Genomic DNA, 18627 nt, shown 5'->3' with positions numbered 1-18627 from the left:
GTTATTCGTCGCCCCCGCCGTCGCGGCCCTCACCCTTGGGCTCGGACTCGATATTTACCGGGCGGGTCGGCACGATCGTGCTGATCGCGTGCTTGTAGACCAGCTGGCTGACGTTGTTCTTGAGCAGGACGACGAAGTTGTCGAACGAGTCGATCTGACCCTGCAGCTTGATGCCATTGCGCAGGTAGATGGAGACCGGGATGTGCTCGCGACGCAGGGTGTTGAGAAACGGTTCTTGCAGTGACTGGCTTTTGGCCATGGTGATTCCTCTTGTTGGTTGTCCGACCTCTCGGGCCGGTCGGCCGTTCTCGGCGGCCTGTGCCCCAGTGCTACGGCTGCCGCGACGAGCAGGCAATGGCCGAAACAATGGGGATGCCTGTCGGCAATTCAATCAGTGGGAAGTGTAGGGGAATTCCCCGCCGGCGGCAGACCGGCTCACAGACCCGATCGACGCCTTGGCTCCACGCCCCGGATGCGCGACTCGTTCAAGATACCGAGACGTCGATAAAGTTCATTATGCGCGATTCGATTCGATCGGCCGCCAGGGCATCCATCGCCTCCCAGTTCGAGGCCGAACGCAACCAGGTGCGCTGGCGCTTGGCGAGCTGGCGGGTGGCCGTGATCGCCCGCTCGCGCATCTGATCGAAATCCCATTCGCCGGCCAGGTGCGCCCAAGCCTGCCGATAGCCGACCGCACGCATCGACGGCAACCCCGGGTGCAGGTCGCCCCTCGCAAAGAGCGCCTCGACCTCGGCAAGAAACCCCGCTTCCAGCATCGCATCGAACCGTTCGGCCACCGCCCGGCGGGTATGGGCCGTGCTCGGCGGCCAGAGCGCCACCGCCAGCAATCGCTCGTCGGCCAAGGGGGAGACCGGGGGGTGCTCTTTCTGCCAATCGCTCAGGCCCTTGCCGGTGGCACGAAACACTTCCAGTGCCCGGCCGATGCGCTGAGGGTCGGTGGCGTGGATGCGGGCGGCCGCCACCGGGTCGACCTCGGCCAGTTGTTGGTGCATCGTCGGCCAGCCAACCTCGCCCGCCTCGACCTGGACTGCCTCGCGGATGGCCACATCGGTCGCCGGCAGGTGGGAAATCCCCTGCAGCAGCGCCTGGAAATACATCATCGTCCCGCCGACTAGCAGGGGCACTCGCCCGGCCTCCCGGGCCATGGCAATCGCGGCCACGGTATCGCGACAGAACTGCTCGACGCTGTAGGTCTCGGCCGGGTCGCGGATATCGACCAGGGCATGCGGATAGCGCACCAGCAGGTCGGCAGGCGGCTTGGCAGTGCCGATATCCATGCCGCGATAGATCATCACCGAGTCGACCGAAATGATGGACACCGGCAGCCGGTCAGCAAGCCGCATGGCAAGGGCCGTCTTGCCCGAGGCGGTCGGCCCGGCAATGGCCACGATCGGCAGGGCGTTCGAGGCCACCGTCACTGACCCCGCATGAACCAGCGATCGAGCTCATCGATCGTCAGTCGACGCCAGGTCGGACGTCCATGGTTGCACTGGTCACTGCGCTCGGTGTGCTCCATGTCGCGCAGCAGGGCGTTCATCTCGGCCACCGTCAGGCGACGATTCGCCCGCACCGATCCGTGACAGGCCATGGTGGAAAGGATCTCGTCGATGCGATCATCCACCACCGCGCGGGGCACGTCGTCGCCGGCCAGCGGCACGCGCCGCATCTCGGCCAGCATCTCGCGCACCAGCGTCTCGATATCCGCCTCGCGCAGCATCACCGGCACCTCGCGCACCCGCACCCGTTCGGGCCCGACCCGGTCCAGCACCACCCCGGCCGCGGCGAAGGCCTCCTGCCAGGTCTCGAAGGCCTCCGCCTCGACGGGCGATACCCCGAGGTCCACCGGCAACAGCAGTGGCGCGGCCGAGAGCGCCTGCTGGCGATAGCTTTGCTTGAGACGCTCGTAGGTGACCCGCTCGGCCGCGGCATGGGCATCCACGATCACCAGCCCGTCGCGATTGCGCGCCAGAATGTAGATCTCGCCCAGGTGGGCGACGGCATACCCCAACGGGGGAATTTCGGCATCCTCGGGCAGTGGCTCGGCGACTCGGCTGCCCTCGCCCTCCCCGGTCCGACCCTGTTCGAGCAGGGAGAAGTAGCCCTGCGCCGAGCGCCCACCCCCCGTCGTCGGCACACCGATCGCGGGACGGGCCGCCTCGCCGCCAAATGGCATACCGGCTGCCGCCAACCCGCTCTGATCGGGGTCGGCAATGCCTGAAGAGGCAGCACCACCCGGCGCCGCCAGGGCCCGATGCACCGACTGGAACAGGAAATCGTGCACCCCGCGGGCATCGCGAAAGCGCACCTCGGCCTTGGTGGGATGGACATTGACGTCGACCGTCGCCGGGTCAAGGCGCAGGGAGAGCACGTAAGCCGGGTGCCGGGCGTGATGCAGCACGTCACTGTAGGCGCGGCGAATCGCATGCGCAATCAGCCGATCACGCACCACCCGGCCGTTGACGAAGAATAGCTGCTGGTCGGTGGAGGCGCGAGCATACTGCGGGCTGGCCACCAGCCCCTGCAGCGAAAAACCGGAGGCCGACGCGTCGATCTCGCGCACCTGCTCGAGAAAGCCCTGACCGAGCACGGCGGCGATGCGCTGGTCGATCGTCTCGAGAGTCACCGCCGGCAGGTCGAGCACCGGCCGGTCGTTGTGGATCAGACGGAAAGCCACGTCCGGGTTGGCCAGCGCCAGCTTGCGCATGAGCTGATCGACATGGCCAAACTCGGTGCGTTCGGTGCGCAGGAACTTGCGTCGCGCGGGCACGTTGAAGAAGAGATCCCGCACGTCGACCAGGGTGCCGGCCTTCGCCGGCGTGGGTCGCGGCTCGTCGAAGACGCCGGGGGAAAGCTCCCAGCCGTGATCGGTGTCGGCGGTCCGGGAGACCAGTCGCAGGCGGGAGATTGACTGGATGCTGGCCAGCGCCTCGCCTCGAAAGCCGAAGCTGGCCACCGCCTCGAGGTCATCCAGGTCGCGGATCTTGCTGGTCGCGTGCGGCGCGATTGCCAGGGGGAGCTGCTCGGGCGGCATGCCGTGGCCGTTGTCACACACGGACAACTGCTTGACCCCGCCGGCAACCACCTGCACTTCGATCCGGTCGGCTCCGGCATCGAGGGCATTTTCCACCAGCTCCTTGATCACGCTGGCCGGGCGTTCGACCACCTCGCCGGCGGCGATCTGGTTGACGAGGGATTGCGGGAGGGCACGGATTTCGGCCATGAGGTCTCTGCGGCGAAAAACGGGCATTGTCGCCCGCGCCGTCGCGCCGAGACAAGCGCCCCGAACCGGGGCGGCCGATCAAAGCATCGCGTAGCGGGTGCCCTGCGGGGCGTGCGCCGTGTAGTAGTTGTTCACGCCCTCGAGGATCGACTGGGCGATCTGACGCTGATAGCTCGAGGAGCGCAGGCGTTCCTCTTCTTGCGGATTGCTGATGAAGGCGCTCTCCACCAGGATCGAAGGGATATCGGGCGACTTGAGCACGGCGAAACCCGCCTGCTGTACATCGTGCTTGTGCAACTTGGCGATGCCGCCGATGCGCTGAAGCACACGGTCGGCGAAGTCGAGACTCGATTCCAGCGTCTTGGTCTGGGCAAGGTCGAGCAGCACGGAGGCGACATCCTCGTCGTGACCGGAAAGCGACGCGCCACCGACGAAATCCGCACTGTTCTCCTTGGCCGCCAGCCAACGGGCGGCCTCGGAACTGGCGCCGTTCTGGCTCAGGCAGTAGACCGATGCGCCCTTCGCCGAGGCAAGCCGGAAGGCATCGGCGTGCACCGAGATGAACAGATCCGCCTCGTGCCGACGCGCGATCTCGGTGCGCTGTCGCAACGGGATGAAGCGATCGTCCTCGCGGGTCATGACGGGGCGCAGCCCGGGAGTGGCGGCAATCAGGTCGCGCAACTGCAGGCCGATATTGAGCACGATGTCCTTCTCGCGGGTACCTCGACGGCCGATGGCACCGGGGTCCTTGCCACCGTGACCGGGATCGATCGCCACCACGAGGTCACGGAACGCGCCGGAACCGGATTGCACCGCCGATTCCTGTTGCGGCACGTCAGGGCGTTCGGCAATCACGGTGTCCGCGCCACCACCGTGGGGCAAATCAATGACCAGACGATGGGATCCACCGTCGGTGGGGGGCAGGATAATAATTTGCGGGCGCGCCCGCTTCTTGAGGTCGAACACCAGGCGCAGGTCATTACCGTTGCGCACCCCGACGCGTAGACCCTTGACTACTGGTGAGTCCGGGGTCGACGGCATGGAAACGTCTTTCAGATGGGTCGAACGCACGTCGATGACCGCCCGTGCCGGGTTGTCCAGCAACAGCGTGTCGAAGTCGACCGGTTCGGAAATGGCAAAGACGTAGCGGGTAAACCCTTCGTGGCGCCACGCCTGCACGCGGGAAACGTTGACGGCCCGACCGGCCAGCGCCGGCCCGGCAAGGGGAAGACCGAAGGCCGCCACCCCGGTACCGACTGCCGTGCGCAAAAAGCGGCGGCGCTCGGCATTCAGCAAGGCAAGCGCGTCACGGGCAGATTGGGATGAATTGTTCATGCTCCACCTCTGGCAACACAGCCCCAAGAACGTGTCATTGCGACACTTGCCTACAGTGTGCGCCAAAAAGGGATTTTTTCAACAATTGCAAGAAGATAGCGCTGACTTCTTAACCCGAACCGAGAAGATCGATCACCAAATGTGGCGGCGTCTATCACTACAAAGCACAAGATGATGTGGTTTGGGTCAACGTTGGAAAAACACCACACCCGGTCGGGCAAGGTGCTCAAGTGGCGGCAAGACGCGCCAACCACGCCTCGCCGAATGGGCTTGACGCCCGACAGACGAGGTCGCGGTGTTCCGGCCGATCGGCGCATCCCGAAAGCGAGATTTCGAGATCGGCGACCAACTCGCCATGGGCCTGGCTCAACCATTCCACCAGGAACAGGGCATGATCCGCCTCGTCGCGCACGCCGAGGTAGTCGAGCTCCTCGGGATCGGCCAGTCGATAGAGATCGAGGTGCAGGACGCGACTCGGACCGCCCGGCGGGGGCGTCACGTCGTAGGGCTCGACCAGCGTGTAGGTCGGGCTGCGAATGGTGCCGGTCACCCCCAGGGATCGCAGGAACGCCCGGGCAAACGTGGACTTGCCCGCCCCCAGCTCGCCGCGCAGCGACAGTAGACCGGCCGCTGGCGCCACGGCGGCCAAGGCAGCGGCCTGTGACTCGACCGCCGCCTGATCGAGCTCGCGATAGCGGCGTTCGGTCTCAGCGCCCGTCATGGCCCTGCCCCCGCGAGGAATCATCGCTGGATGCACAAGACCGCCGCCAGCCCGTGCCGACCGGCTCGACCTGGCCGTTGAGCCGGGCGCGGATCACCCCGAACAGGTCGCTGGCTGCCATGCCCCAATCGCCGCGAGCCTCGGCCTCGAGCTCGCCCGCCTCGGCGTGCAGGCAGACACCGAGCTCCATCGCGGCGAACCGCGGCAGCCCCATGCCAATCAGGGCACCGAGCAGGCCGGCCAGCACATCACCCGTGCCGGCCGTCGCCAGCGCGGCGCTGCCTCGCTGGCATACCGCGACGCGGTCACCATCGGCCAGCACGCTGCCGGCGCCCTTGAGCACCACGCCACATCCGAGCCGCCCGGCGATCGAGCGGGCCGCCCCGAGACGGTCGGCGTTAATGATGGCGGTATCGCATTCGAGCAACATGGCCGCCTCGCCCGGGTGCGGCGTGACGACCGCATCGCGCTCGCGCAACGAGTTGGGGCCGAGCAGGCGCAGGGCATCGGCATCCACCACCAGCGGCAACGGGCAGTCGCGCAGCGCGCGCCAGACTGTCACCGCCCAGGCGTCCCGCCCCAGCCCCGGCCCGACCACCACGCTGGTCGCCAGGGAGGCCAGACGCAGCACGTCATGGGCCGTCTCGACACCGTGCACGATCAACTCGGGCCGACCGATATTGAGCGTAGCGGCATGATCGGGATGGGTGGCGACGATCACCTTGCCCGCCCCGGCACGCAAGGCCGCCTCGGCCGCCAGTCGCGCCGCACCCGGCATGCCACGATTGCCGGCGGCGACCAGCACCGTGCCGAATCGCCCCTTGTGCCCATCACGAGCACGCGGCGCGAACCGCAGCCCACCGTGCAGCAGTTCGATGGACGCCTCGTCCGCAGCCGGCGGATAACCGAGATCGGCCAGCACCCGCTCACCACAGGCGGCCACGGCGGGGCCGGTCGTCAAACCCCGCTTGATGCCGAGAAAGGTCACCGTGCAGTCGGCTCTCAGCGTGAGCGGATCGACTGCACCGGTATTCGCGTCGACGCCGGACGGCAGGTCCACCGCGATCACCCCGGGCCGCTCGGCACGCGAGGAGAGCACGGCATCCGCGCGACGCAGAAAGTCCGCCGCTTCGCCTTCGATCGCCCGAGACAGGCCGATACCGAACAGGGCATCGACCACCACGTCGGCTGCTTGTAGCGCCTGGTCGATGGCTGCCGGCTCGGTCTGCACCTCGATTGATGGCACGGCCGTCGACAGTGCCGCCCAGGCATGCGCGGCACTGTCGCGGAATGTCGGCCGCGCCCAGCCGAGCAGATCGACCGCCAGACCGGCCCGCTGCGCCAGCCGGGCGATCACCAGCCCGTCACCACCGTTCTGGCCCGGCCCGACCAACACGGCCACGCGCCGGGCGCCCGACCAGCGATCACGCAGCTCGGCGAACGCCGCCCCGCCGGCACGCTCCATCAGCCCATAGGCATCCACCCCACCGGCGAACAACGCCTGCTCGTGGGCCTGAATGCTCTCCACCGACCAGGCCCGGGCGAGGGCCGGATCGACGACGGGGCGAATGAGCTGCGGGGCGGCGGTCGACATGGTTCAGTCCGGGGTGATCAGCCGAGGATGTCCGGGCGCGGCAGAAAGCCGAGTGCGTCGAAGGCGCGCTGGAGCGTCGGCCGGGCCCGCTCGGCCGCGCGCTCGGCGCCCTTGGCGAGGATGGCATCCAGCCCCGCCTCGTCGGCACGGATCTCGCGATAGCGGGCCGTGATCGGCTCGAGGTGGGCGATGACCGCCTCGCCGGTCTCGACCTTGAGCTTGCCGTAACCCTCGCCGGCCAGCCGGCCCTCGATCGACTCGATCGACTCGTCACCGAAGATCGACAGCAGCGTCAACAGGTTGGACACGCCCGGCTTGTTCTCGGGGTCAAAGCGGATATCCATGTCCGAGTCGGTGACCGCCTTCTTGAACTTCTTGAGGATCTTCTTCGGCTCGTCGAGCAGCGCGACGTAGCTGGCCTCGCTGGGATCGGATTTCGACATCTTCGCGGTCGGATCCTGCAGCGACATCACGCGCGCCCCGGCCTTGGGAATGAACGGCTCGGGCACGGTGAAGATGTCGCCGTAGAGCTTGTTGAAGCGCATCGCCAGATCGCGGGTGAGCTCCAAGTGCTGCTTCTGGTCGGCGCCGACCGGCACGTGGGTGGCCTGGTAGAGCAGGATGTCGGCGGCCATCAGCACGGGATAGTCGAACAGCCCGGCGTTGATGTTGGCCTGGTGGCGCTGCGACTTGTCCTTGAACTGGGTCATGCGCTCGAGCTCGCCCATGTAGGTGTAGCAGTTGAGCACCCAGCCCAGCTCGGCGTGCGCTGGGACGTGCGACTGGACGAACAGCGTGCTCTTGTCCGGGTCGAGCCCGCAAGCAAGATACAGGGCGAGGAAGTCGTAGCAGCGCGAGCGGAACTCGGCCGGGTCCTGGCGCACGGTGATCGCGTGCAGGTCGACCAGCATGAACAGCGCATCGTGCGTGTCCTGCATGGCCACCCAGTTGCGGATCGCGCCGACGTAGTGACTGATGAGCAACTGGCCGGAGGGCTGGATGCCGGAGAGCACCACCGGCGGCAAGGCGTTCTTGGACATAAATGTGACTTCTTGAATCGGGTGAATACGGCATTTCCGGACCGGGCGGGAGAATCCTTCCGCCCGGCCGGGCAAAGGCGGATCATCATAGCAAAGGCCCGACACGGGTCGTCAGGGCTGCTTGCTGCTATAGAGTGAGGGCAAGCCCGCTGCCAGACGACCGAGAGAAGCCCATGACGCCAACCGGAAAGCCGCTCCTTTCGACTCGCACATGAATGCCGTACTTCGCCACAACCATCAAGCGATGGGACGCCACCGCAGAGGCCATGCATGACCGGTGATCAGGCGCTGTTGTTCGCGATCCTCGGCCTGACGCTGGCCGGATTCGCGTGGGGGCGACTGCGTTACGACGTGGTCGCCCTGCTTGCGCTGCTGGCGACCGGGCTGACCGGGCTCGTCCCGCCCGGGGCGATGTTCAGCGGGCTCTCCCACCCGGCGGTCATCACCGTGGCGGCGGTGCTCATCCTGAGCCGGGCATTGCTGAATGCGGGCGTCATCGACGTGCTGGCGCGGAGACTGACCCGGGTCGGCGACCGCCCGGTGGTCCAGGTGATCACACTGACCAGCGTGGTCGCCCTGAGCTCGGGGTTCATCAACAACGTCGGTGCGCTGGCGTTGTTCATGCCGGTAGCCGTGTGGATGGCGCGACATGCTGGGCGCTCGCCGTCGTTCCTGCTGATGCCGCTGGCCTTCGGCTCGTTGCTCGGCGGCACCCTGACCCTGATCGGCACCCCGCCCAACATCATCATCGCCGCCTACCGGACCGATACCGGCGCACCAGCCTTCGGCATGTTCGACTTCCTGCCGGTCGGGCTGGCCATCACCCTCGTCGGGGTCGCCTTCATCGCGTTGATCGGCTGGCGTCTGACACCACAGCGCGACCAGCCGACCGATGGCGGCGAACTGTTCGAGATCGAGAACTACCTCACCGAATTGCGCGTCCCCGAATCGAGCGCCTACGCCGGGCGAAGCGTGCACGAACTGATCGATTCGGTCGCCGACGAGACCGACGTGATGGTCACCGCCCTGCTGCGCGATGACGAACGCCGACGCCTGCCATCGACCTACGAGGTACTCAAGCCCGGCGATATCCTGCTGATCGAGGCCGATTCCGACGGGCTCGAGGCCCTGATCGAGGTCACCGGCCTGGAACTGGCGGCCGGCGAATCGAGCGAATCATCGGAGGAAACAGACAAAACAGCCGGCGAACTGACCCTGACGGAGGCGATCGTCGCCCCGAATTCAAGACTGGTGGGAAGTTCGGCCGGCGCGCTGGATCTGCGCGAGCGCTACGGGGTGAACGTGCTGGCCGTCGCCCGGCAGGGCAAGCGACTGAAACAGCGCATCAACCAGATCCGCTTTGTCCCCGGCGACATTCTGCTGCTGCAGGGACGCGAGGAAAGCCTGCCCGGCGCGATGAACCGACTCGGCTGTCTGCCACTGGCCTCGCGCGGGCTGAACATTGCCCGCCCGCGTCGCGTCGCACTGGGCGCCGGCATCTTCGCTGCCGGCCTGGCGCTGGTCGCCTTCGATCTGCTGCCGGTCGCCACTGCGCTCGTCGGGGCCGCCGTGGCGATGGTGATCGCCGGGCTGCTGCCCTCCGACGATGCCTACCGGGCAATCGACATGCCGGTGATCGTGCTGCTCGCCGCAATGCTGCCGGTCGGCCAGGCACTGGAAACCACCGGTGGCTCGGCCATGATTGCCGAGGGCCTGCTCGGCATGGCCGACCACCTGCCGGCCTTCCTGATGCTCGCACTGCTGATGGTGGCGGTCATGCTGCTCTCGAACATCATCAACAACGCCGCCGCCGCGGTCCTTGCCGCCCCGATTGCCATTCAACTCGCGCAAGGCATGAACGCCTCGGCCGACCCGTTCCTGATGGCGGTGGCCATCGGTGCCTCCTGCGCGTTCCTCACGCCAATCGGCCATCAATCCAACACCCTGGTCATGGCGCCGGGCGGCTACCAGTTCGGTGATTATTGGCGCATGGGATTGCCGCTGTCCTTGCTGGTGGTGATCGTTGCCGTCCCCATGATCCTGTGGGTGTGGCCACTGGTCGGCTGAGATGGTCGACGCGGCGAACGGCCGCCCTGCCGCGACCCGTCCCACGGCGCGCAGAGCGGTATTGCATTCGCGCAGACCTTCACTTATCCTACGCGGCCTTTGAATTGACCCGCCCGCGTGCCGGCCGCCGGAATGGCTCCGATCCCTCGGTACGCGCGCAATCAGACGAGTCGCTCAGGAGACAATCATGGCCCGAGTTTGCCAAGTAACCGGGAAGCGCCCGGCGGTCGGTAACAACGTATCGCACGCGAACAACAAGACCCGGCGTCGCTTCCTGCCCAACCTGCACAAGAAGCGGTTCTGGGTAGAGAGCGAGCAGCGCTTTGTCAGCCTGCGTGTTTCCAGCCACGGCCTGCGCACGATCGACAAGGTCGGCATCGAGACGGTCATCGCCGAGATGCGTGCACGCGGCGAGAAGGTCTGAAACACCGCTCACCACCATATTTCGACAGGTAATACGACATGCGCGACAAGATCCGACTGGTATCCAGTGCCGGCACCGGCCACTTCTATACCACCGACAAGAACAAGCGGAACATGCCGGAGAAGATGCAGATCAAGAAGTACGATCCGGTAGTACGCAAGCACGTCATCTACAAGGAAGCCAAGATCAAGTAAGGCGCCTGGTCGTCGCCAGGCGGCCAGCCCTCTCTTGACCGGCCCTTGATGGACCCCGCGAGGACGCCTCGCGGGGTTTCTTCGTGTCATGCCCGAACTACCGGAAGTCGAGACCACCCGCCGCGGCATCGAGCCGTTTGTCGTCGGTCAGCGCATCGACGGCGTCACCGTGCGTGACGCCCGCCTGCGCTGGCCGGTGCGCGAGGACCTGGCCGCATTCCTCGCAGGTCGCCCGGTCCAGGCGGTCGAGCGGCGCGCGAAATACCTGCTGCTGTGCCTCGATGACGACGACCGGGTACTGATCCATCTGGGCATGTCGGGCAGCCTGCGACTGGATGATCCGAGCAACCCGCCGCGCAAGCACGATCACGTCGAATGGCGTCTCGAAAACGGCAGGGCCTTGCGCCTGCATGATCCGAGACGGTTCGGCGCGGTGCTGACCGACCGGGTGGATGCGCCGCACGAGCGCCTGGAAAAGCTCGGCCCCGAGCCGCTTGGCCCGACCTTCGATGGCGCCTACCTCGCCACCCGGTTCGCCGGCCGGCGCGTGGTCGTCAAGCAGGCAATCATGAACGCCGCCATCGTGGTGGGCGTGGGCAACATCTACGCCTCCGAGGCGCTGTTTCTCGCCGGCATTCATCCCATGACCCCGGCAGGCCGGCTCGACCGCGACGAGTGTCACACTCTTGCCACCGCAATCCGGCAAGTGCTCGCCGCGGCCATCGAACAGGGCGGCACGACGCTGCGCGACTTCCTCGCCCCCTCGGGCAACCCCGGCTACTTCCGCCAGACTCTAAACGTCTACGAGCGCACGGACGAGCCCTGCCGACGCTGTGGCACCGCGGTCGAGCGCACCGTCCTCGGTCAGCGTTCGACCTGGTTCTGTCCGGCGTGTCAGCCAGAAGACAGTTAGCGGCAAGGTGTAAGCGGCGTTCGCCGAGACATCGGCGACCGCCAATCCCAGCCCCAAGCCCCCTCCTCTCGAGCCATCGCGGCTAAAGCCGCTCCTACGCACCGTTTCCCGGCTTCAAGCTGTCCGCTTTCAGCTCACTCCGGCTCGATCTCGAGCACTTCGCGCACGATCGCATCGACCTCCTCGGTATCCCAGATAATGCCGGCGTTCACCGAATAGTGAATGCGGCCGTCGGCGGCTACCAGGAACGAGGACGGGAAGGCGAAGGCATCGTACTTCGCAGCCACCTTGCCGTCCGGGTCGACCGGCACCGGGAAGGAGACATCGAAGTCCTGCATGAACTCGCGCAGGTGCTCGGGCGACTGCTTGAACGCGATCGCGTAGATCTTCAATTGATCGGGATATCGACTGGCCAGCCGCTCCATCGACGGGATCTCCTCGACACAGGCCGGACACCAGGTCGCCCAGAAGTTGACGATCTGCACGCCGTCGAAGTCCGGATCGAGGCTCTGGGGGTTGCCTTCGAGATCGATCAGCTCGAAATCCGGTGCCTCCTGCGGCTCGACCGGCTGCAATCCGGTCTGACGATCCACGGGGGTGGTCCGCTCCGGGTCGATCGGGCGCACCTTGCTCGGGTGATCGGCGGCCGCCAGCAGGGGTATCGACCGCAGGATGTCACCGGGCAGCGCCTGAACGGCACGGGCCTCGGCCGGGTCGTCCATGACCCTCTCGAGTTGATCGAATGAGTCGAGCTGCGGCTCGTCGAGGTGCATGTGGTAGTAGTCCCGCACCCCGGGGATCACCTGGACGAACAGGTCGCTACCCGCCTGGAGGAAGCGTTCACGCAGGTCGAGCAGGCGGTGTCGATACACGCCACGCTCCGGCTGGAACAGCATCACCGGCAGGTTGGTGGCATCGATGATCGAGAACAGCTCCGGCTCTTCGCCCGCCACCGGCGCGCCTCGATACAGACTGGGGAAGATCAGCACGGCACCAGCCAGCGCATCGGGGTCGTTCGTGCGCTCCTGCCACCAGCGCATCCCGCGCAGGGTCGGCACGGCCATCCGGTCGGCCGCCACCACCACGGTGGGCCGGTCTTCCTCGACGGCCCGTTGGATCAGCGAGCCGACCGCTTGCCCGTCGACGTTGCGAACGTTGACGTCCGACCGCGGCAGGAACAACGAATCCATCACGTCGACCATCCAGACCGTCGCCCCGTGCCGCGCCAGCGCATGGGCAACGCTCTCGGGCCCGGCCATGTCGCCGTACTGGTTGACGACCCAGAGCACCAGCGGGCTATCGGCGGACGGCCCCTCCGGCGGCTCGATCACCCGCACCTCAAGCTGCTCGCCGCTCTCGCCCAGGGGAATCGTCAGCTCCGCCTGGGCCCCGCCGGCCACCGCCAACAACAGGCCAGCCACGAGCCCCCCTTGCCACCACATGCGAACTCCCCACGTCATACTCGTACTCCGGGTCATTGCGCATCGCATCGCGCGGCGCGCTCTCGTACAATAGCCAACTGCCCGAAAACCCACGGGCGGAAAATCCTTAGCATGCTAGCAGTTGAACGCCCATGACACACTCGGCCCCCGCCGTTTTCGACACGCAAATCGACGCCCTGGAACTGATCCATCGGGGCAAGGTGCGCGACCTCTACCGCATCGACGACGAGCGGATGCTGATCGTCACCACCGACCGGGTCTCGGCCTTCGACGTGATCCTGCCCACGCCGATTCCCGACAAGGGCCGGGTGCTCACCGAGATCTCGCGCTTCTGGTTCGAGAAAAGCCAGGACCTGGTGCCCAACCACCTCTGCGAGGCACAGGACCTCGCCGCCATCGTGCCGGACGAGGCGCAACGCGCCCAGCTCGAGGGCCGCAGCGTGATCGTGCGCAATCTCAAGGCCCTGCCGATCGAGGCGGTGGTGCGCGGCTACCTGATCGGCTCGGGCTACAAGGACTACCAGGCCACCGGGGCGGTCTGCGGCATCAAGCTGCCCGAGGGGCTGCAACTGGCCGACAAACTGCCGGAAGCAATCTATACCCCGGCGACGAAGGCCGACGTGGGCGACCACGACGAGAATATCGATTTCGCCGAGACCGAGCGCCTGATCGGCCCTGAGATGGCCGCCCAGGTGCGCGACACCGCCATGCGACTGTACCGACTGGCGGCCGACTACGCCGCCAAGCGCGGCATCATCATCGCCGACACCAAGTTCGAATTTGGCCTCGACGAATACGGCACGCTGCACCTGATCGACGAGGCGCTGACACCGGACTCCTCGCGTTTCTGGCCGGCGGACGAATACCGCCCGGGCATCAGCCCGCCGTCGTACGACAAGCAGTTCATCCGCGACTGGCTGGAGACCCTCGATTGGGACAAGACCGCCCCCGGGCCGGCCATCCCCGACGAGATCATTGCCCAGACGCGCGAACGCTACCTGACCGCCTACCGCCGCCTGACCGGCGAGGACCTGCCGGGCATCGCATGAACACGCGCGACCAGGAACCACGCGGCTGGGTGGTTTTGGCCACCGACACCGGTGTCGGCAAGACCGTGGTGTCTTGCGCGCTCGCCCGCCTGCTGATCGACCGCGGCCTGCTGCCGCGTGTGCGAAAGCCGGTGGAAACCGGCTGCGAGGTCCACGACGGGGAACGGCAGCCGGCCGACGGCATCGCCCTGCGCAAGGCTGCCGGCGGACGCGAATCACTCGAGACCGTCTGCCCGATCCGCTACCTCACACCCGTTGCCGCGCCGGAGGCCGCCCGGCGCGAACGCGAGACCCTGCAGTTCAAGCGCGACCTGGCCCCGATCCTCGATCAGGCCCTGGCCGACCTGAGCACCGAGGAACGCGTAATCATCGAGAGCGCCGGCGGCCTGCTCTCGCCGCTGGCCGACGACGCGCTGAACGTGCGTTTGGCCGAATACACGCACCTACCGGCGATCCTGGTCACCCCCGACCGGCTCGGCACCCTGTCGAGCACGCTGGCAGCCGCCGAATCCCTCGAACGTCGCGGCATCCCGCTGGCAGCCGTCATCCTCAATCGCCGACCACAAGACCCCAGCGACGACGACGCGCCAGACAACCACGCCTCGCTTGTCGAATGGCTACCCCGGCTGGTGGCACACCCGCCCCCGGTGCTGCGCTTTGACCATGATCATCAGTGCCTCGCCCCGCTGCTCCGCGGAGACACGTAAACACGCCAAAGCCGCCTAAACACGAAAGGCCGCGCCCAACGTAGGCACGGCCTTTCTTTCATGCAACGCCAAAGCGGGCGTGTCACGCCATTCAGCGCACCACCAGCAGCGGTACGTTGGCCTTCATGATCATCTTGGTGGTGGTGCTGCCCAGCACGAGGTAGCGGATCGGGCTGTGGCCGTAGGCGCCCATGGCCAGCAGATCGATGTTCTTTTCCTCGATGTACATCGACACCGCCTCGTCGACCTTGCCCTGGCGGATGGCGACCTGCGTATCGAAGCCAGCCTTCTGCAGCTTGGTATTGGCCGCCTGGATCTTGTCCCAGTTGCCCTGCTTCTCCTCGCCCACCATCAGGATGTGCACCGGCAGACCCTGCAGCAGCGGCGTGTTCGCCGCCATCTCGACGAGCTTGTAGGCCGTCGGGCTGCCGTCGTAGGCGATCAGGAAACTCTCGGGACGCTTGAACTCGAGCGGCGTGACCAGCGTGGGCTTGTGGATCATCGACAGGATGCCGGCGAGATGGCTGCCGACGTGCATGGCGACCGCGTCGCCATCCTTGCCCTGCTTGCCCTGCTTGCCCAGCACCAGCATCTGCATCGCATCCTGAAGCTCGAGGATCACCTCGGTGATGTCACCGTTGCGCAGCAGTTCGGCCGGCTCGTCGAAGCCACGATCACGCGCCCGGGAGAGCACGTCGGCCAGCAACGCGCGGCCCCGCTCGCGTTCGAGCTTGCCCCGCTTTTCCTCCAGCTCGACCATCTCCTCGAGCAACTTCTCGCGCCCGCCGAGGGTCATGTTGCCGGACAGATCGGTCTTCGCCGGGGCATGCGGGTTGCTGATCGCGTGCAGGAAGGTCAGCGGCGCGGCCAGTGCCTGAGCGGCCCAGACGGCATAGTCGGTGACGGCCTCGGTGGAGCGCGAGCCGTCGATGCAGGCGAGTACTTGGTCCTTGTTGTCGGTCATGTTCTCGGTTCCCATGTCAGTGCCCCATCAGCTTCTCGGCGGCATCCGGATCGTTGTGCACGCCATGCTTGTCGACGATCGTGGCGGTGGCCTGGTTCATGCCGATGACCTCCACCTCGATACCTTCCCGGCGGAAGTCGACCACCACCTTGTCGAGCGCATGCACGGCGGTGATATCCCAGAAGTGCGCCTTCGACAGGTCGATCGACACCTTATCCACGTCGTCCTTGAAATCAAACGACTCGAGGAATTTCTCGGTCGAGGCGAAGAACACCTGGCCTGCCACCTCATAGGTGCGATGACGCGGGTCGTTCTCGTCCTCGGACAGGCGCGATGACACGTGCATGAACTGCCCGACCTTGTTGGCGAAGAACATCGCCGCCAGCAGCACGCCGGTGAGCACGCCGTAGGCGAGGTTGTGGGTTGCCACGGTGACGATGACAGTCATCAGCATCACCACGTTGGTGCTCATCGGGTGCTTCTTGAGATCCCGGATCGAGCCCCAGCTGAACGTGCCGATCGAGACCATGATCATCACCGCAACCAGCGCGGCCATCGGGATCAGGGTGAGCACCGGCGCCAAGAAGACCACCAGGATCAACAGGTAGATCCCGGCGAGGAAGGTCGACAGGCGTCCGCGCCCGCCGGACTTGATGTTGATCACCGACTGGCCAACCATCGCGCAGCCGGCCATCCCGCCCATCGAACCGGAGACGATGTTGGCGATGCCCTGCCCCTTGCACTCACGCGCCTTGCTGGTCTTGGTATCGGTCAGCGTATCGAGCAGGTTCTGCGTCATCAGGGATTCGAGCAGGCCGACCACCGCGATCGCCGCCGAGTACGGCAGGATGATCATCAGGGTCTCGAGATTCAGGGGGATGTCCGGGAACAGGAACACCGGCAGGGTGTCGGGCATCTCGCCCATGTCACCCACCGTACGCACGTCGATGTTCATCAACCAGGCGATCAGGGTCAGCACCACGATGGTGACCAAGGGCGAGGGGATCACGTTGGTGATCTTGGGCAGGCCATAGATGATCGCGAGCCCCGCTGCCGTCATGGCGTAGACGTGCCAGGTGACGTTGGTCAGCTCGGGCAACTGCGCCATGAAGATCAGGATGGCCAGCGCGTTGACGAAGCCGGTCATCACCGAGTTGGAGATAAACCGCATCAGCCGGTCCAGGCGGATGTAGCCTGCCGCGATCTGCAGCACCCCGGCGAGTATCGAGGCGGCCAGCAGGTACTCCAGCCCGTGATCCTTGACCAGGGTGATCATCAACAGCGCCGTGGCCGCCGTGGCCGCCGAGATCATCCCCGGCCGACCGCCGGTGAAGGCAATTACCACGGCGATGGCGAACGATGCGTACAGGCCCACCTTGGGATCGACGCCGACGATGATCGAAAAGGCGATCGCCTCCGGGATCAGCGCCAGGGCGACGACCAACCCGGAAAGGGCATCGCCGCGCATGTTGGAAAACCATTCCTGCTTGATGCGGTACCAGTTCATCGTGACTCTCTGTCCAGCGGATTTGGTTACGACAGGATCGCCACTCGGTAGTGTCCAGTCAAGTGGTGTAAAAGCGAGATAGCCACCAAAGCCCTCGTCGCTGTTTACGCCGCGTTCTCGAAAGTCAGTTTGTCTGCCTCGTCGCTGCCATCCGATTGGAGCACGGGCGCCAGGCTCTCGAGGCTCATGTACCGGCGGCTCACCTGCCATTCGTCGCTCTGCTCGAGCAGCACGGCACCGACCAGGCGGATCACCGACGGGTTGTTCGGAAAGATGCCGACGACGTTGCTGCGCCGCTTGATCTCCTTGTTCAGCCGCTCGAGGCCATTAGTCGAGGAAAGCTTGGGCCAGTGCGCCTTGGGGAAGGCCATGTACGCCAGCACGTCCTCCTCGGCATTGTCGAGGCAAGCCGCCGCCTTGGGAAAGCGCCCCCGGAGCCCGTCGGCCACCTCTCGCCACTGGCGGGACGCTTCCCGCTGATCGGGCTGGTTCAATGCCGTGCGCACGGCGGCGATCACGGCCGGCTGGTGTTTTTTGGGCACCGCCGATGCCACGTTGCGCATGAAATGCACCCGGCAACGTTGCCAGCCGGCACCGGTCAGGACGGTGGCAATGGCCTTCTTGAGGCCTTCGTGGGCATCGGAGACGACGAGGCGCGTGCCGGCCAAGCCCCGGGCCACCAGCGACCGCAGAAAGTCGGTCCAGAAGGCCTCGGTTTCCGCCGGCCCGACCGACAACCCCAGAACCTCCCGGTAGCCGTCTTGGTTGACCGCCGTGGCCACCACGACCGCCTGGCTGGTCACCGTGCCGTGCTCCCGGCTCTTGATGTAGGTCGCATCCAGCCAGAGGTACGGCCAGCGTCCCTCCAGCGGTCGATTCAGGAACGCGTCGACCCGCTCGTCAATCTCCGCACACAGACGAGAGACCTGCGATTTCGAGATCCCGCTCATGCCCATCGACTGCACCAGATCGTCGACCTTGCGGGTGGAGATGCCCTTGACGTACGCCTCTTGCACCACGGCCGTCAGCGCTTTCTCGCTCATGCGGCGGGGCTCGAGAAAGCCGGGGAAATAGCTGCCCTCACGAAGCTTGGGCACCTTCAGGTCGACCCGGCCCAGACGGGTCTCGAGTGGGCGATCCCGGTACCCGTTGCGATGGGTGATGCGCTCGTCTGTACGGGCATGCCGTTCGGCCCCGCAGCGCCCGTTAACCTCCTGCTCCATCAACTCCTGGAGCAGAAACGTCAACGTGTCCCGGAGGAAGTCCGAAGAGGCCTCCCGCTTCTCAAGCAGCTCGTTCAATGCCATGCTCATGTCGGTCATCGTGGTTTCTCCTTCGTCGTTGCCGGTTGTTGCGACTGCAACTTTAACGAAGGGCCACGGTGGCCTCCTCACCCCGCCAGATTTACACCACTTCCCGGGACGCTACC

The 18627-nt window shown here is 66.1% G+C and carries 17 protein-coding genes; 6 read left to right on the top strand and 11 right to left on the bottom strand.

The features are described 5' to 3' along the window. Position 1: 1 nt before the first annotated feature. The 7 genes from hfq to trpS form a co-directional block, all read right to left on the bottom strand. Positions 2-259 (bottom strand): RNA chaperone Hfq, encoded by a 258-nt coding sequence (gene hfq, locus D5687_RS00085; protein WP_125197724.1) that lies wholly within the window; start codon positions 257-259, stop codon positions 2-4. Positions 260-485: 226 nt separating this feature from the next. After that, positions 486-1433: a tRNA (adenosine(37)-N6)-dimethylallyltransferase MiaA gene (gene miaA, locus D5687_RS00080; RefSeq protein ID WP_125197723.1), complete on the bottom strand. Its 948-nt coding sequence runs from the start codon at positions 1431-1433 to the stop codon at positions 486-488. A 2-nt stretch (positions 1434-1435) separates the two neighbouring features. Further along, entirely contained in the window at positions 1436-3241 is a 1806-nt protein-coding gene (gene mutL / locus D5687_RS00075; protein ID WP_125197722.1) for a DNA mismatch repair endonuclease MutL, read from the bottom strand. 78 nt (positions 3242-3319) lie between these two features. Then, positions 3320-4576, bottom strand: a complete 1257-nt coding sequence (locus tag D5687_RS00070; RefSeq protein ID WP_125197721.1) for an N-acetylmuramoyl-L-alanine amidase — start codon at positions 4574-4576, stop codon at positions 3320-3322. A gap of 226 nt (positions 4577-4802) precedes the next feature. Next, complete coding sequence (gene tsaE, locus D5687_RS00065) at positions 4803-5297, bottom strand: tRNA (adenosine(37)-N6)-threonylcarbamoyltransferase complex ATPase subunit type 1 TsaE (protein WP_125197720.1); 495 nt, start codon at positions 5295-5297, stop codon at positions 4803-4805. Then, positions 5284-6891 carry an NAD(P)H-hydrate dehydratase gene (locus D5687_RS00060; protein ID WP_125197719.1) on the bottom strand — a complete coding sequence of 536 codons (1608 nt, stop codon included), beginning with the start codon at positions 6889-6891 and terminating at the stop codon, positions 5284-5286. Before D5687_RS00060 ends, tsaE begins: the two co-directional genes overlap by 14 nt. Before the next feature lie 17 nt (positions 6892-6908). Further along, positions 6909-7931, bottom strand: coding sequence for a tryptophan--tRNA ligase (gene trpS, locus D5687_RS00055; RefSeq protein ID WP_125197718.1), 1023 nt, complete (start codon positions 7929-7931; stop codon positions 6909-6911). 270 nt (positions 7932-8201) lie between these two features. Here trpS and D5687_RS00050 point away from each other — a divergent pair, with 270 nt between their 5' ends. From D5687_RS00050 to mutM, 4 genes are all read left to right on the top strand, one after another. After that, positions 8202-9998: an SLC13 family permease gene (locus D5687_RS00050; RefSeq protein WP_125197717.1), complete on the top strand. Its 1797-nt coding sequence runs from the start codon at positions 8202-8204 to the stop codon at positions 9996-9998. Positions 9999-10185: 187 nt separating this feature from the next. Continuing rightward, positions 10186-10422, top strand: a complete 237-nt coding sequence (rpmB, locus tag D5687_RS00045; RefSeq protein ID WP_125197716.1) for a 50S ribosomal protein L28 — start codon at positions 10186-10188, stop codon at positions 10420-10422. A 38-nt stretch (positions 10423-10460) separates the two neighbouring features. After that, on the top strand, positions 10461-10616 hold the full coding sequence (rpmG, locus tag D5687_RS00040) for a 50S ribosomal protein L33 (RefSeq protein WP_058574604.1): 156 nt from the start codon (positions 10461-10463) through the stop codon (positions 10614-10616). A gap of 88 nt (positions 10617-10704) precedes the next feature. Beyond that, on the top strand, positions 10705-11529 hold the full coding sequence (mutM, locus tag D5687_RS00035; protein WP_125197715.1) for a bifunctional DNA-formamidopyrimidine glycosylase/DNA-(apurinic or apyrimidinic site) lyase: 825 nt from the start codon (positions 10705-10707) through the stop codon (positions 11527-11529). 134 nt (positions 11530-11663) lie between these two features. Here the strand turns inward: mutM and D5687_RS00030 are convergent, their stop codons facing one another. Then, positions 11664-12989, bottom strand: coding sequence for a TlpA disulfide reductase family protein (locus D5687_RS00030; protein ID WP_125197714.1), 1326 nt, complete (start codon positions 12987-12989; stop codon positions 11664-11666). 113 nt (positions 12990-13102) lie between these two features. Between D5687_RS00030 and D5687_RS00025 the strand changes: the two genes are divergently transcribed. Both D5687_RS00025 and bioD read left to right on the top strand, forming a co-directional pair. Beyond that, positions 13103-14020 (top strand): phosphoribosylaminoimidazolesuccinocarboxamide synthase, encoded by a 918-nt coding sequence (locus D5687_RS00025; protein ID WP_125197713.1) that lies wholly within the window; start codon positions 13103-13105, stop codon positions 14018-14020. Then, positions 14017-14727, top strand: a complete 711-nt coding sequence (bioD, locus tag D5687_RS00020; RefSeq protein WP_125197712.1) for a dethiobiotin synthase — start codon at positions 14017-14019, stop codon at positions 14725-14727. Before D5687_RS00025 ends, bioD begins: the two co-directional genes overlap by 4 nt. Before the next feature lie 91 nt (positions 14728-14818). Here bioD and D5687_RS00015 read toward each other — a convergent pair whose 3' ends face one another. The 3 genes from D5687_RS00015 to D5687_RS00005 form a co-directional block, all read right to left on the bottom strand. Then, positions 14819-15691, bottom strand: coding sequence for a universal stress protein (locus D5687_RS00015; RefSeq protein ID WP_125197711.1), 873 nt, complete (start codon positions 15689-15691; stop codon positions 14819-14821). 16 nt (positions 15692-15707) lie between these two features. Further along, positions 15708-17198, bottom strand: coding sequence for a SulP family inorganic anion transporter (locus tag D5687_RS00010; RefSeq protein WP_125197710.1), 1491 nt, complete (start codon positions 17196-17198; stop codon positions 15708-15710). Positions 17199-17302: 104 nt separating this feature from the next. After that, positions 17303-18520 carry an IS256 family transposase gene (locus D5687_RS00005; RefSeq protein WP_125197709.1) on the bottom strand — a complete coding sequence of 406 codons (1218 nt, stop codon included), beginning with the start codon at positions 18518-18520 and terminating at the stop codon, positions 17303-17305. Positions 18521-18627: the final 107 nt, after the last annotated feature.

This window comes from Guyparkeria sp. SCN-R1, assembly GCF_003932495.1.
Lineage (GTDB): Bacteria > Pseudomonadota > Gammaproteobacteria > Halothiobacillales > Halothiobacillaceae > Guyparkeria.
This window is presented reverse-complemented; position numbering and strand designations above follow the sequence as displayed.

Bases quoted from the DNA above. Each gene is read 5' to 3' on its own strand.
- hfq (WP_125197724.1), bottom strand. From the start codon at position 259: ATGGCCAAAAGCCAGTCACTGCAAGAACCGTTTCTCAACACCCTGCGT.
- mutL (WP_125197722.1), bottom strand. From the start codon at position 3,241: ATGGCCGAAATCCGTGCCCTCCCGCAATCCCTCGTCAACCAGATCGCC.
- D5687_RS00070 (WP_125197721.1), bottom strand. From the start codon at position 4,576: ATGAACAATTCATCCCAATCTGCCCGTGACGCGCTTGCCTTGCTGAAT.
- tsaE (WP_125197720.1), bottom strand. From the start codon at position 5,297: ATGACGGGCGCTGAGACCGAACGCCGCTATCGCGAGCTCGATCAGGCG.
- D5687_RS00060 (WP_125197719.1), bottom strand. From the start codon at position 6,891: ATGTCGACCGCCGCCCCGCAGCTCATTCGCCCCGTCGTCGATCCGGCC.
- trpS (WP_125197718.1), bottom strand. From the start codon at position 7,931: ATGTCCAAGAACGCCTTGCCGCCGGTGGTGCTCTCCGGCATCCAGCCC.
- D5687_RS00050 (WP_125197717.1), top strand. From the start codon at position 8,202: ATGACCGGTGATCAGGCGCTGTTGTTCGCGATCCTCGGCCTGACGCTG.
- rpmB (WP_125197716.1), top strand. From the start codon at position 10,186: ATGGCCCGAGTTTGCCAAGTAACCGGGAAGCGCCCGGCGGTCGGTAAC.
- rpmG (WP_058574604.1), top strand. From the start codon at position 10,461: ATGCGCGACAAGATCCGACTGGTATCCAGTGCCGGCACCGGCCACTTC.
- mutM (WP_125197715.1), top strand. From the start codon at position 10,705: ATGCCCGAACTACCGGAAGTCGAGACCACCCGCCGCGGCATCGAGCCG.
- D5687_RS00030 (WP_125197714.1), bottom strand. From the start codon at position 12,989: ATGACGTGGGGAGTTCGCATGTGGTGGCAAGGGGGGCTCGTGGCTGGC.
- D5687_RS00025 (WP_125197713.1), top strand. From the start codon at position 13,103: ATGACACACTCGGCCCCCGCCGTTTTCGACACGCAAATCGACGCCCTG.
- bioD (WP_125197712.1), top strand. From the start codon at position 14,017: ATGAACACGCGCGACCAGGAACCACGCGGCTGGGTGGTTTTGGCCACC.
- D5687_RS00015 (WP_125197711.1), bottom strand. From the start codon at position 15,691: ATGACCGACAACAAGGACCAAGTACTCGCCTGCATCGACGGCTCGCGC.
- D5687_RS00010 (WP_125197710.1), bottom strand. From the start codon at position 17,198: ATGAACTGGTACCGCATCAAGCAGGAATGGTTTTCCAACATGCGCGGC.
- D5687_RS00005 (WP_125197709.1), bottom strand. From the start codon at position 18,520: ATGACCGACATGAGCATGGCATTGAACGAGCTGCTTGAGAAGCGGGAG.